At 61.2% G+C, this 11,894-nt stretch carries 13 protein-coding genes; 8 read left to right on the top strand and 5 right to left on the bottom strand.

Annotation, left to right across the window (positions count from 1 at the left end):
• The first annotated feature begins 2 nt into the window (after window positions 1-2).
• The 4 genes from purN to IPK70_00890 all read left to right on the top strand — a co-directional run bounded on the left by purN (window position 3) and on the right by IPK70_00890 (window position 2,269).
• Window positions 3-566, top strand: a complete 564-nt coding sequence (purN, locus tag IPK70_00905) for a phosphoribosylglycinamide formyltransferase (protein MBK8225717.1) — start codon at window positions 3-5, stop codon at window positions 564-566.
• A gap of 3 nt (window positions 567-569) precedes the next feature.
• Window positions 570-1,181, top strand: coding sequence for a MarC family protein (locus tag IPK70_00900; GenBank protein MBK8225716.1), 612 nt, complete (start codon window positions 570-572; stop codon window positions 1,179-1,181).
• Window positions 1,178-1,657, top strand: coding sequence for a ribonuclease HI (gene rnhA, locus IPK70_00895; GenBank protein ID MBK8225715.1), 480 nt, complete (start codon window positions 1,178-1,180; stop codon window positions 1,655-1,657). Before IPK70_00900 ends, rnhA begins: the two co-directional genes overlap by 4 nt.
• Window positions 1,658-1,741: 84 nt before the next feature.
• Window positions 1,742-2,269, top strand: coding sequence for a ferritin (locus IPK70_00890; GenBank protein MBK8225714.1), 528 nt, complete (start codon window positions 1,742-1,744; stop codon window positions 2,267-2,269).
• Between the two features lie 42 nt (window positions 2,270-2,311).
• On the opposite strand, the gene IPK70_00885 is transcribed toward IPK70_00890, so the two are convergent.
• Window positions 2,312-3,649 carry a M20/M25/M40 family metallo-hydrolase gene (locus IPK70_00885; GenBank protein MBK8225713.1) on the bottom strand — a complete coding sequence of 446 codons (1,338 nt, stop codon included), beginning with the start codon at window positions 3,647-3,649 and terminating at the stop codon, window positions 2,312-2,314.
• Window positions 3,650-3,854: 205 nt separating this feature from the next.
• On the opposite strand from IPK70_00885, the gene IPK70_00880 reads away from it, so the two are divergent.
• Genes IPK70_00880 through IPK70_00870 form a run of 3 tightly spaced genes read left to right on the top strand, consistent with a single transcriptional unit; the run spans window position 3,855 to window position 7,065 of the window.
• The gene (locus tag IPK70_00880) at window positions 3,855-4,382 is read left to right on the top strand and encodes a YfiR family protein (GenBank protein ID MBK8225712.1); all 528 of its coding nucleotides are present in this window, start codon (window positions 3,855-3,857) and stop codon (window positions 4,380-4,382) included.
• 2 nt (window positions 4,383-4,384) lie between these two features.
• A complete protein-coding gene (locus IPK70_00875) occupies window positions 4,385-5,269 on the top strand; it encodes a hypothetical protein (GenBank protein MBK8225711.1) in 885 nt (294 codons plus the stop codon).
• 8 nt (window positions 5,270-5,277) lie between these two features.
• On the top strand, window positions 5,278-7,065 hold the full coding sequence (locus IPK70_00870; protein ID MBK8225710.1) for a SpoIIE family protein phosphatase: 1,788 nt from the start codon (window positions 5,278-5,280) through the stop codon (window positions 7,063-7,065).
• Between the two features lie 11 nt (window positions 7,066-7,076).
• On the opposite strand, the gene IPK70_00865 is transcribed toward IPK70_00870, so the two are convergent.
• Entirely contained in the window at window positions 7,077-7,919 is an 843-nt protein-coding gene (locus IPK70_00865; protein ID MBK8225709.1) for a universal stress protein, read from the bottom strand.
• 244 nt (window positions 7,920-8,163) lie between these two features.
• Between IPK70_00865 and IPK70_00860 the strand changes: the two genes are divergently transcribed.
• Complete coding sequence (locus IPK70_00860) at window positions 8,164-8,526, top strand: single-stranded DNA-binding protein (protein MBK8225708.1); 363 nt, start codon at window positions 8,164-8,166, stop codon at window positions 8,524-8,526.
• A gap of 6 nt (window positions 8,527-8,532) precedes the next feature.
• Here IPK70_00860 and IPK70_00855 read toward each other — a convergent pair whose 3' ends face one another.
• From IPK70_00855 to IPK70_00845, 3 genes are all read right to left on the bottom strand, one after another.
• Window positions 8,533-9,609, bottom strand: a complete 1,077-nt coding sequence (locus IPK70_00855; protein ID MBK8225707.1) for a hypothetical protein — start codon at window positions 9,607-9,609, stop codon at window positions 8,533-8,535.
• Between the two features lie 136 nt (window positions 9,610-9,745).
• Entirely contained in the window at window positions 9,746-11,131 is a 1,386-nt protein-coding gene (locus tag IPK70_00850; protein MBK8225706.1) for a hypothetical protein, read from the bottom strand.
• Window positions 11,109-11,663, bottom strand: a complete 555-nt coding sequence (locus IPK70_00845) for a sigma-70 family RNA polymerase sigma factor (GenBank protein MBK8225705.1) — start codon at window positions 11,661-11,663, stop codon at window positions 11,109-11,111. Before IPK70_00845 ends, IPK70_00850 begins: the two co-directional genes overlap by 23 nt.
• Between the last annotated feature and the right edge of the window lie 231 nt (window positions 11,664-11,894).

The following is an 11,894-nucleotide window of genomic DNA, read 5'->3' as shown; positions in this document are numbered from 1 at the left end:
GCATGAAGCGCATCGCCGTGCTGGCCTCTGGCTCCGGCTCCAACGCCCAACGGCTCATCGAGCACTTCGCGCAGCACCCGCTTGCGCAGGTGGCGCTGGTAGGCAGTGATCAGCCGGGCGCGGGCGCGCTCCGGCGCGCTTGGGACCTGCATGTGCCAAGCTACCTCTTTGCGGGCAAGGACCTGAGGGATGGCGCTTTGCTGCGCGAGCTGCAAGGGCAGCGCATCGACCTGGTCGTGCTCGCGGGCTTCATGCGCATGATACCTGCTGAAATGGTGCGCGCCTTTCCTGAGCGCATCGTGAACATCCATCCGTCGCTGTTGCCCAAGTATGGCGGCAAGGGCATGTTCGGCGAGCATGTGCATCGCGCGGTGATCGCTGCTGGCGAGACCGAGAGCGGCATCACCATCCATCTGGTGAATGACCGCTACGATGAGGGCCGAATCCTCTTTCAGGCGAAGTGCTCCGTGCTGCCATCGGATACGCCCGGATCATTGGCCGACCGCGTGCATGCGCTGGAACATGAGCATTATCCGCATATCGTTGAATCTCTCCTTGCAGCCTGAACCATGTTCGATCCCGCCCAGATTGGCAAAGCCTTCCTCATCCTATTCGCGGTGATCGACATCGTGGGCGGTATCCCGCTGATCCTGCAAGTGCGCCAGAAGGCGGGCAAGATCTACCCCGCGCGCGCCACGCTCGTGAGCCTGGGCATCATGGTCACCTTCCTCTATCTCGGTGAGACCATCCTCAACATCGTCGGCATCGATGTGCGCAGCTTCGCGGTCGCAGGCTCCTTTGTGCTCTTCTTCGTTGCGTTGGAAATGACACTGGGCGTTCGTCTGTTCAAGGAGGACCTGAGCGCGCCGGGCCTCACGCCCGCCGATGACGACCACAAGGTTTTCAGCATCGTGCCGCTCGCCTTTCCGGTGATCGCCGGTGCGGGCACCATCACCACCGTGCTTTCGCTCAGGGCCGAATTCGATCGCCCCAACATCTTGGTGGCCATCGTCCTGAACATGATCCCTGTGGTGCTGGTGCTGCTGCTCACCAACCGAATCGAGCGCCTGCTCGGCCGCGTGGGCCTCATCGTGATCAAGAAGGCCTTCGGCATCATTCTGCTCGCAATCGCCGTGAAGCTCTTTGCAGGCAACATCACCTACTTGTTCCCCAAGGCATGAGCGTGACCTTGTACTCTGATGGGGCCGCCAGCGGCAATCCCGGCCCCGGCGGCTACGGCGTGGTGCTCGAGAGCGGCAAGCACCGAAAGGAGCTTTGGGGCGGCTACCGCATGACCACCAACAACCGTATGGAGTTGCTTGCGGTGATCGCGGGCCTGGAAGAGCTCAAACGCCCCGGCACCGAAGTGGTGGTGGTGAGCGACAGCAAGTACGTAGTGGATGCCGTGGAGAAGGGCTGGGTGTTCGATTGGGAGCGCAAGGGGTTCGCGAAGAAGAAGAACCCCGACCTCTGGAAACGATTCCTCAAGGCATACCGGCTTCATAAAGTCAGATTCCATTGGGTGCGCGGGCACAATGGGCATCCGCAGAATGAGCTGTGCGATCGCCTGGCGGTGGCAGCTCGCGAGCAGCCGGAAAGCCTTTTGGCGGTGGATGAGGCCTATGAGCAGGGTGATCCGGGGCTCTTCCAGGCCTGAGCATTCGCACGAACACTTCGCCGGGGTCCGTGGTTAGTTTCGCGCCGTCGTTCGCCAAGCGCTCGGCCCAAACACCGACTCACCATGCTCAGTAAGAAGATCGAAGCGGCGCTCAATGGACAAGTAGCCATTGAGGCCTCCAGCAGCCAAGCCTACCTCGCAATGGCGTCGTGGGCCGAGAATCAAGGCTTGCAAGGAACCGCGGCGTTCCTGTACCGGCACAGCGATGAAGAGCGCCTGCATATGCTCAAGCTCATCAAGTTCATCAACGAGCGTGGCGGATGCGCTGTTGTGCCGGCGCTGAAGCAGCCCAGCACCAAGTACAAGGGCATCACCGATGTGTTCCAGGCCCTGCTCGACCACGAGACCATCGTGACCAACGAGATCAACGGCGTGGTGGACCTCTGCCTGAAAGAGAAAGACTACACCACGCACAACTTCATGCAATGGTACGTCGGGGAGCAGATCGAGGAGGAGGCCTTGGCGCGCACGCTCATCGATAAGCTGAACCTGATCGGCAACGACAAGGGCGGACTCTACCTTTTCGACCGGGACCTCGAAGGCATGCAAGGCGCCGAGGGCGGGAATGCGAAAGGCGGCAAGAAGCAGTGATCGATCAGCAGCAACGAGGGCGCCGGGAGGCGCTTTCGTCGTTCATGGCCATGGCCAATCGCCACCGATGCGCAGGGGCTGCTCGAGGCCGGAATCGATCAGGCGCTGCTTCAGTTGCGATTCGTTGAAATGAGGAGGCAGTGAAGGCGCAGCGGCGAGCATGTACGCCAGCGCGCCCACGAAGCGCACGTTGTTCACCATGGCCTGAGGGTCAACAAGGTGGATATCGTCGCAGCTGCTGTGGTAGCAACCGTATACATGCTTGCCGAGGTCGCTGAGCGGATAGATCACCGGGACGCCGGCCATGAGGAAGGGCTGGTGATCGCTGTGCAGCCAAACCTCTTCGCTCAGGCGCCCCGAGAATGCGGCCGTGTCCACGGGTCGTATGCTGTCGCACGCGCTGCGCAGCAATGCAGCCCAGCCTTCGGGCCCGCCCACGCCGAAGCCCTGCGGGTTTCCGCTCATATCGAGGTTGATCATGCACTTCACCCGCGCCAATTCGCCGGTCTCACGATAATGCTCGACCAGCGCCCGCGACCCCAGCAACCCCTGCTCCTCGCCCATGAAGAGCACGAAGCGTATGGTGCGCTCAGGCCTGTTCGGCATAGCATTCATGGCGCGCGCCAGATCGAGGATCGAGAACGAACCAAGGCCATTGTCAGTGGCTCCGGTGGCAAGGTCCCAGCTATCGAGATGCCCTCCGATCAGGATCACTTCCTGGGGCATCCGCGCCCCGGGAATCTCAGCAATCACGTTGTTCGCCTCCACCATCGCGCTCTGGTTGCTCATTCCGAGCCTGGCCGTGAGGGCTTGCCCGGTCGCCAATCGTTTGCGCAGCAGGTCGCCATCCTCGGTGGCGATGCACGCTGCAGGAACCGGGATCAGCGCGCCATCAATAGAGGCGGTTCCGGTGAGCAGTACATGTCCTTCGGCCTGATTCACGAAGATGAGCGCAGCCGCCCCGCGATCCATGGCCAGCTTCGCCTTCTCGCTGCGGTGCAGGTTTCGCGCACCTTCGGTGGCCGCAACCAGCCCGATGTTCACCAGCGCGGCGGCCCCTTTGAGCTGCTCGCCCAACCGGTCGAGGTCGGAAGGGAGCCCATTGCCCGCATCGAGCAGCGGCGCCTCCACCGCAGCGCTTAATGGCGTGTTGGCCAATGCAACGGCCTGCAGGTGCGTGAATCCCTCACCATCGCCTACGGTGAGCTGCACGGTGCCGCGCGACCATGCCTGCGCACTGAATGGGAAGCGCATGACCAGCGGCAGGCCGCTCAAGCGGAAAAGGCTATCGGCCGCGGCCTCGGCCAAGGCGCCCTGTGCGCTGCCAGTGAGCCGGTGGCCGATGTGCTCACTGCTCCAGCGCAGCCAGCGGTACCCCATGGCATCGGATTGCGCGTTGCGGTCGAATGCCCTCAGCAACGGGACTTGCGCGCGGACGTCAACAGCAAGGTGTTGACAGACCGCAAACAGAAGCAGTGAGGCAAGGGGAAGGCAGCGGATACTTTGCAACGGGGCGGGGATGATCGGCATGGTTTCAGACAAGCGCGCGACCAAATCTATGCGAAGGGCATCCTTGTCCACTCCGTTGCAGCGACTGCTCATGCTGGCGTTGCTGCTGGTGTGCGGAGCCGCTCAGCAGCCGCGCGATGCGGAGAAGGACACCACATCGATCCTGCAGGCCAACTACCTGTACAACATCGCCAAGCTGGTGGAGTGGAAGGATGAGAGCATGCGGCAGGGCAACTTCATCATCGGTGTTCTCGGAGGGGCCAACCTTTACCAGGAACTGATCAAGCAGTACAGCACACGCACCATTGGCAAGCAGCCCATTGAGGTGCGCAAGCTGCCGCGCTCATCTGATGTGGAGCGTTGCCACATCCTCTTCGTAGGCAAGAGCGAGCTGGCGCTCCTGCCGGAGATATACAAGCGCAATCAGGGTAAGCCGACCATGATCGTCACGGAATACGCGGGCGCCCTCGAGGACGGCGCCATCGCGAACTTCGTGAAGGTGGACAACCTGCTGAAGTACGAATTGAGCATCGCCAACGCCAGGCAGCACGGCTTGGTGGTGGGCCTTACCCTGAAGAACCTCGCGCACCGCGTGCAGGAATGACAATGAACGCACGGGCACTCCACATTACGCTCTTCGCCTTGATGGCGGTCGCGGTGCGCGGGCAGGACCCGCTCGTGGAGGCGCTGCGCAAGTACCAGGCGGGCGAGCTTCAGGGCGCGCAGGTGCTCGTCGACGCTGCTGTGATGTCGGCCCAGCATGCGACCAACGCCGAAGCCTGGCTCTTGCGCGGATTCGTTTACAAGGACCTGTACAAGGCCAAGGCCGGCACCCGAGCCGGCGACGCAGCGCGCGATTCGGCGCTGATCAGCCTGCACCGCACCCTGATCATCGATAAGGACAGCACCTACCGAGACAATGCGGTGCAGGCCTACGATTTCCTTTCGCGCTCCTGCTTCAACGAGGCCGCCAAGGCGCTTGGCGAAGGTCAGGACGCCCGCGCCGTGGAGCTCTTCGACACCTATCGGGAAAGCGTGATCAAGCTGAAGCCGACCGCCGACCTCCGCACTCGTGAAGCCGAGTTCTCCAACGCCTTGGGCACCCTCTACACGAAGCGCTTCAACGAGGACCGCACGCGTACGGAATGGTTCGAGAAGGCCATTGAGACATACCGTGGCGTGCTCCGGATAGACCCGGAGAATTATGGTGCCAACTATAACCTGGCCACCCTCTTCTATAACATGGGGGTCTATCGGATACGCGCACTGCAAGCAGAGGCGGACCTGATCACCATGCAGCAGGTGCAGGAAGTGGCGCGCGAGTACTTCCAGCTGGCATTGCCCTTCATGCTGAAGGCGCACGACATGAACCCTGGGCGCCGCGAAACGCTGCTTGGCCTCGAAGGCATCTACTACAGCCTGCAGGACGAGATGAACTCCGAGCGCTTCCGTGAACTGTACGAGGCGCTGCCCCCGCAAGAAGACCGCTAGCGCGCCACATGGCCATGCGCATCACCATTGGACGGAAGATCGGCGTGGGCTTCGGCCTGTTCATCTTCTTCGCGCTGCTGGTGGTGCTGCTCACCAACCGCACACTGGAGCGCAGCCGTGAAATCAACACCGAGATCAATGAGGTGTACTCGCCTTCGGTCGATGCCCTGGTTGGCCTGCGCAACCTCACTGTGAGCGCGCACATGCTCATCAAGCACTGGGCGCTGATCGAGAGCCGCGCCGACGCTCCCGAAAAGACCACGCTGGTAGAAACCACGACGCAGCGCATCCCTGCAGCGCTCGACCGCGTGGACACGCTCATGGGGCGATGGGGCCATGACGAGGTAGCCATCATGACCCAGGTGCATACGGAGCTCAGCGCGTTGATGGCACTGCACGACAGCATCAAGCGGATGCTCCCTTCGCTTGAGAGCTACAACGACCCGTTCGTACACATGGACCGCACAAGCCTTGCCGAAGAGAACGGGCCGATCGATCAGCAGACGGCGAAGGTGCTGGCCGAGTTGGACCGGCTATTGGAGATGCTCGAGCGCAAGCGCCGTGAATTGGCCTCTGGCATGATCAAGAGCTTCGACTCCTTGAAGTTCTTCGTTCTGTACATGGGCATGGCGCTGGTGGTGGTGGGCGTGGTGGTCGCCTTCCTCATCATCCGGGGAATCGTGACGCCGGTGCAGCGGCTGCGCTCAATCCTGCTCAGCTTGGGTCGCGGGGTCTTCCCCCGCACCCGCGTCCGCATCACCAATGATGAGGTGGGCGACATGAGCCGGGCACTTGGCTCCCTGATCGATGGCCTCCGGAGGACCACGGACTTCTCCCACGCTGTGGCCGCTGGCGACTTCAGCGCGGATTATCAGCCGCTCAGCGAGGAGGACATGCTGGGCCACGCCCTGCTGAAGATGCGCGACGAACTTGGCCAACGAGAGCGGTTCCTGGAAATGAAAGTGGCTGAGCGCACCGAAGAAGTGGTGCGGCAGAAGGAAGAGGTCGAGCGGCAGAGCCGTAAGGTGGTAGAGCTCTATAAGAACGTCACCGACAGCATCCGGTACGCCAAGCGCCTGCAGGACTCGATCCTGCCACCGGAACGCCGTATCCGGGAATTGCTCCCTGAAGCATTCGTGTATTACCGCCCCAAGGACATCGTGAGCGGCGATTTCTATTGGATCGAGCGCGTGGGCGACAGGATTCTCTTCGCCGCCGTGGATTGCACCGGTCACGGCGTACCTGGTGCATTCATGAGCCTCATTGGCCACAACGGCCTTAATCAGGCGGCCAAGGAGCGGGGCTTGGCTCGGCCAGCCGACGTCCTGCGGGAACTGAACCGCACCGCCTTCGAGGCTCTGCATAAGGACCGGGAGCAGCACCTGATCCGCGACGGGATGGACCTTGCGTTATGCAGCTATGACCCAGCATCTCGCATGCTCGACTATTCAGGAGCCAACAGCCCGCTCTACGTGGTCCGGGAGGGGGAGACCATGGCCTATGCGCCAAACAAAGTCGCCATTGGCAATTTCGAGCCGCAAGGCCAGGAGTTCATGCAGCATACTGTTGAGCTCAGGCCCGGTGACATGGTGTACGTTTTCTCCGATGGCTACGCCGACCAATTCGGTGGGCCCAAGGGCAAGAAGTTCCTGTACCGGCGCTTCCGCGAATTATTGGTCGAGGTCAGCGCCCATTCGCCCGATCGTCAGCGTCGGATGCTTCATGACGCCTTCAACGCTTGGCGCGGAGCCCATGAGCAGGTTGACGACATACTGGTCATCGGCATGCGCGCCTGAATGACCTAGCCTTACTGGAAGCTCCAGCCACCGGCACCCGTATTGGTCTCGCGCGGGTTCATGCACATCACCGGGATCTGCGCCTCGTTGGTGATGATCTCCTGCTCGTAGGGAACGCCGAGCACACCGAAGATGTTACCCTGTGACAGGTTCATGATCGTGATCAGGTCGGCATCGACCGCCACCGCATGCTTCACCACGGCTTTCACGAAATCATCGCTATCCTGGTCAGCGATCACCGCGTCATGCGCGATGCCTCGCTCATCCAGGTACTGTTTCGCGAAGCGGATGTGGTTCTGGAGCTGCTTGTGCAGGAATTCGTCGTCCTCCTTCGGTACCACGAGATGCACCTTGCTCTGGAAGGTCTTGGCCATATCGGCTACCACCGTGAGTTTCTGCCGGGTCTCCTTGTGAAGGTCGAGGGGCACCACGATGCTGTCATAGCCGCCGTCCTTGATTCCGCGCTCCTGCACCACGATGAAAGGCACCTGACTGCTGGTGATCACGCGTAGCGCGCGGCTTCCCGTGATGAACTGCATGCCGCGCATGCCATGCGTGCCCATCACGATCAGCCCCGCCCCAATCTCTGCGGCCGCATCGCCGATATCGTCGAAGATTGAACCCACTCGAACGAGCTTGTGCACCGTGACGCCAGCCTCCGCGGCCTGCGCACGCTGTTGCTCCATTTCCAGCTTGCGCCGGGTCTCTTCCACTTCATCCTGCTTGGCGACGACATGGAGCAGGTACACCTCTGCGCCCGTATGCTTGGCCAGTCGCATGGCATGGCTGATGGCATTGTCGGCCACCTTGGTGAAATCGGTGGGGACCAGGATCTTCTTAGCGGCTTCGCTCATGGTTCATTGTATTGCGATGGACTTTTCCTCTGGCTTCGCCTTTGAGGCAGGCGCGAATGTAGAACGCAGCCGTTGTGCGAGCCTTTCGTTCCGCGATGCAAGCCGCCAAGCAAACGGGGGCAAACAACGATGAACGGCTGCAAATGACTTTCATACGACTCCGCCCGCCCTGTGCGGCTCGCTTTGCTGCCACAGGGCCGGCCACAAAGGCAGGACGGAAACCAACTAACACCATAAAACCGTGATGACGACGATGAAGAACAAAGTGCAGCTCGTGGGCCGCATCGGAAAAGACCCCGAGCTGAAGACCGTGGGCAGCGGCAACGCCATGCTGCGCATGAGCATTGCCACGAACGAGCGCTTCAAGGGAGCAGATGGCGAATGGAAGGACGATACCCAATGGCATCCTATTGTGGCCTGGGGCAAACAGGCGGAGCGCTTGGCCACCATTCTGCGCAAGGGCAGTGGAATCGTGATTGAAGGCCGGCTGGTGCATCGCAGCTACGAGGACAAGGACGGCATCAAGCGCATGAGCACGGAAGTGGTGCTTGCCGATTACCAGCTCCTTGCGTCCAAGGCCGAGGCAGTCATGGCAGAGGCGGAGTAGAAGGGATCAAGGCTGCTTCACGAGCCGCTGCAAAGCGCGGTCACGCACACCATCGAGCAAGAGAATGTAACTCCCGGCCGAGAGATGGGCCAATGGCAGCGTGCTCGGTTCGGCCGATGGGGCCAGCCGTCTGCGGAATACGATTCGACCTGCCCCGTCGAGAAGTTCCAGAGTGCGCCATTCCGGGCTAGGAACCACGGTGAGCGCATCGGTGAAGGGTGAAGGCCAGGCCAATCGGGCATTGTACCCGCCGAGCTCTGCAACCGAGACTTCAGGCATGATGAAGACCTCACGGCATATCGTGCTCACGCATGTATCGCTCAGCAGCGGCCCCCACGCCCTCAGCGTGCCGCAAATCGAGTAACTCTGCTGGGGCACATAGGCATGAGCCACAATGCGCCCCGTGCCCACCGCTCCATCACCGAAGTCCCAATCGTAACGGGCATTCATGCCGGTTACGTTCGAGGTGTCCACAACGCCGACCAGGTTCTCATACTGAAGCACCGCGAAGCCCTGGGTTACGACCTCGGAACAGGGCAGGCCGGCAGGGCCCAGATAGAGCCATTGGCACAGCGTGGCGGTGCAATAGGAAGGCGGCGCGCCTACCACGGTAAGGCAAACCTCGAAGGGGCCATTGCCTTGGAAGGTGTGCGAAGGCGATGGAGAAGAAATGATGCTGGAGCCATCGCCGAAGCTCCAGAAGGTGTTTTGCACGACCCCTGCAGGGAATTGCGTGAGGTCTTCGAAGGTGATGGTGCCGGCGCTGGCCCCTGCAATCCCGAAATTGACGATGAGGCTGGCGCAATCTGCATAGGCTTGCGGTGCAACAAGCTTGCACACGGTGGTGATGCACGGCTGCGAAGCCATCGGGTCGAAGGCCTGCACCGTGTAGCACATGGGGTAGGGCTGTGGGGTGAAGTAGGCGATTGTGGGGTCGCTGGTGTAATCCGTTGACCAAGTGCCTGAATCATAATTGTAATAATCCCACTGCGCACCCGTCACCGATGTGCTGCCCGGGGTCACTTCGGGTGTGAATTGGCACAGGTAGCCGTCCAGGTAGGCCGTTGAGAAATCAACGTGCATGCTGGTATCACACGTTTGAAGCGTGCCGCCACCCTTTGCGAGCGAATACCCGCTGAGTACTTGCCCTTGCGAAGCAATAGGCCAAGCGAGTCCGATCAAGATTGAAGCGATGGTGTCACGGAAGAAAGGCATGAGGTCAGAAGCGGTGTTGGATCATGAGGCGCAGCCCGAAGCGTTCAGGACGGGCATTTGCGTCCGAAGCGCCCCCGAAAGTGGTCAATGCCATTGAGGCGAATGGCGTAGCGATGATGCGTGAGCGGTCGGTCAATACGAAGCCGAGGTCGATTCCAGCAATAGCGGAAAGGCTCCATGGGTAACGAGCTCGCAATTCGGACGCCGAAAGTTGTCGTGCACGCACCATGCGGTCCGAGGGGTCCACGGCCAAGCTTGCCGAGGATCGTATGGAAGTATGCTCGCCGACGAGACCTGCACGAGGCCCGAAGCGCCACCGCTTGGCTGCCAACTGCCATGCCGCCTCCAACGGAATGCGCACGCGCACGCGGCGGTCGGCTCCTTCAGCTTGGGCTTCGCGAACCACATCGGTGGTGACTGTGTCCACGGAAGAGGCGAAGACCTGTGTGTTCAACGTGATGACCTGGGTCACGGTCTCTGTTTGTCTTTCGGTGCGCTGATCGAGGCTGCGGTAGGTCTGATCCAATCGGTCGGCCTCTATACCAAGCCCGATGCTCAATCCCGAAGGCCAGGCGCGGCCAGCCAAAGCACCGATTGCCACGCCGCCCTGCCATCGCCCGCTGCCCTGCAAGGCGCGTAGCAGGTTCGCTTGGTCGCTTTGCCATTGATAGCGGGAAGCTTGGGCGCTTGACGTGATCGCTATCCACCATGTCCCGCGGGAGCGCACCGTGTGCATTGGGCTAACGCCCCACGCCTTTTCTGGCAGGGGTGTCGAGAGTGCAAGAATGGGCTGGAGGCGGCTGATCCTATCATTCACTCGACCGCGATGAGTTTCTTTTCGCTCATCGGACAAACGGCCGTCTTCGATTCGGATGGCGGGCGTCAGAAGACCCGTCCCGTCCCCGGCGGAGTTGCTGTTCGACAACCCCAACGCAACGCTTGCAATCAATGAAGGAGGATTGGTTGATTTCGGGGACTTGCGATTGGGGGTTGTTGGCGGCTCTTGTGATTTCTGCGAAGGAGTCGTTAAGGCTGTCGCGGGTGACATGGTCCTCAAGGAAACCTCGCTTCCCGGCCGCTCAATCGGTTCATATTCTCCCGTGCTTGTTGTTGGCAAAGCACCCTCCACAGCTGCCGGGCCCTTGCGCACATCGACGACTTCGGTTGGGGCGTCTGTCCGCATGCTCGAACGCATCACCCAGGCAACGCTGGCGGCGGATCCAATCAGCAGGAGCAGACCAGCCAACAGGCGACGCCTCCAGATCAACGCCCGCCGCCGTTTGGCTCGCACGTGGGCCAAGATGGCCGCCCCCACCTCATTAGGCGGGTCGGCAGCGGCGCCTTGCAGGCTCCTGCGGAAGAGCTCGTCAATGGGATGCATTCCCGACATGTACAGGGGTGGTTGAGGCAGTGATCATCGATTGCAGCATGCGCCGCGCCTTAGCCAATTGGCTCCGCGAAGTGCTCTCACCGCACCCCAGCATGCTGGCAATCTCGGCGTGGTCGAAGCCTTCAATTGCGAAAAGGTTGAATACCAAGCGGTAGCCTTCAGGCAGCGTGGAAACCATGGCCAAGAGCTCTTCGGTTCCCAAGCGATCCATGGCATCGGAGGGCACGGGGCTCTCGGGCAGTTTATCCAAACCGAAGCGTTCCTGCTGGAAGCTCTTGCGACGGTAGCAGTTGATCGCGGTATGCACCATGATCCTGCGGACCCAGCCCTCCAATGAGCCCTCCATGCGGAAGTCCTTCAGCTTCTCGAACACGCGGATGAATCCTTCTTGCATCAGGTCCTGGGCCTCCAGCTCGTGGCGCGCATACCGAAGGCACACCGCATACATGCGGCGCGCGTACCGGGCATAAAGGGCTTCTTGGCAGCGCGGTTCGCCATCCAAGCAGCCCTTTACCAGCTCGCGTTCGGTCAGTTCACGCAACGAAGGGCCTTTCTAGGGCCAAGACACCCGTCGCATGCGCGGCGCTGCCTTGGCGTTAGGGCACGGGAAGATAGGCGCGGACGAGTGAAAGCACCGCCCCCAAGCAAACGGTAGCAAACGGCTGTAACCACTTACAACCGGGTACTAGCCGAATCCCCGGTGCTGCTTGGGAAAATGTTTGCAGCGTCGGTCGGCATCAGCACCGGTCGGCGGAAACCGAAA

Source organism: Flavobacteriales bacterium (assembly GCA_016712535.1).
Taxonomy (GTDB): domain Bacteria; phylum Bacteroidota; class Bacteroidia; order Flavobacteriales_F; family PHOS-HE28; genus PHOS-HE28.
Note: the sequence above shows the minus strand (reverse complement) of the source record. Positions and strands in the feature narration are given on the sequence as shown.

Excerpts from the sequence above, each read along its gene's own strand:
- IPK70_00900 (MBK8225716.1), top strand. The coding sequence starts at position 570 with ATGTTCGATCCCGCCCAGATTGGCAAAGCCTTCCTCATCCTATTCGCG.
- IPK70_00870 (MBK8225710.1), top strand. The coding sequence starts at position 5,278 with ATGGCCATGCGCATCACCATTGGACGGAAGATCGGCGTGGGCTTCGGC.
- IPK70_00865 (MBK8225709.1), bottom strand. The coding sequence starts at position 7,919 with ATGAGCGAAGCCGCTAAGAAGATCCTGGTCCCCACCGATTTCACCAAG.
- IPK70_00850 (MBK8225706.1), bottom strand. The coding sequence starts at position 11,131 with ATGTCGGGAATGCATCCCATTGACGAGCTCTTCCGCAGGAGCCTGCAA.
- IPK70_00855 (MBK8225707.1), bottom strand. The coding sequence starts at position 9,609 with ATGCACGTTGATTTCTCAACGGCCTACCTGGACGGCTACCTGTGCCAA.
- purN (MBK8225717.1), top strand. The coding sequence starts at position 3 with ATGAAGCGCATCGCCGTGCTGGCCTCTGGCTCCGGCTCCAACGCCCAA.
- IPK70_00860 (MBK8225708.1), top strand. The coding sequence starts at position 8,164 with ATGACGACGATGAAGAACAAAGTGCAGCTCGTGGGCCGCATCGGAAAA.
- IPK70_00885 (MBK8225713.1), bottom strand. The coding sequence starts at position 3,649 with ATGGGGTACCGCTGGCTGCGCTGGAGCAGTGAGCACATCGGCCACCGG.
- IPK70_00875 (MBK8225711.1), top strand. The coding sequence starts at position 4,385 with ATGAACGCACGGGCACTCCACATTACGCTCTTCGCCTTGATGGCGGTC.
- IPK70_00890 (MBK8225714.1), top strand. The coding sequence starts at position 1,742 with ATGCTCAGTAAGAAGATCGAAGCGGCGCTCAATGGACAAGTAGCCATT.
- rnhA (MBK8225715.1), top strand. The coding sequence starts at position 1,178 with ATGAGCGTGACCTTGTACTCTGATGGGGCCGCCAGCGGCAATCCCGGC.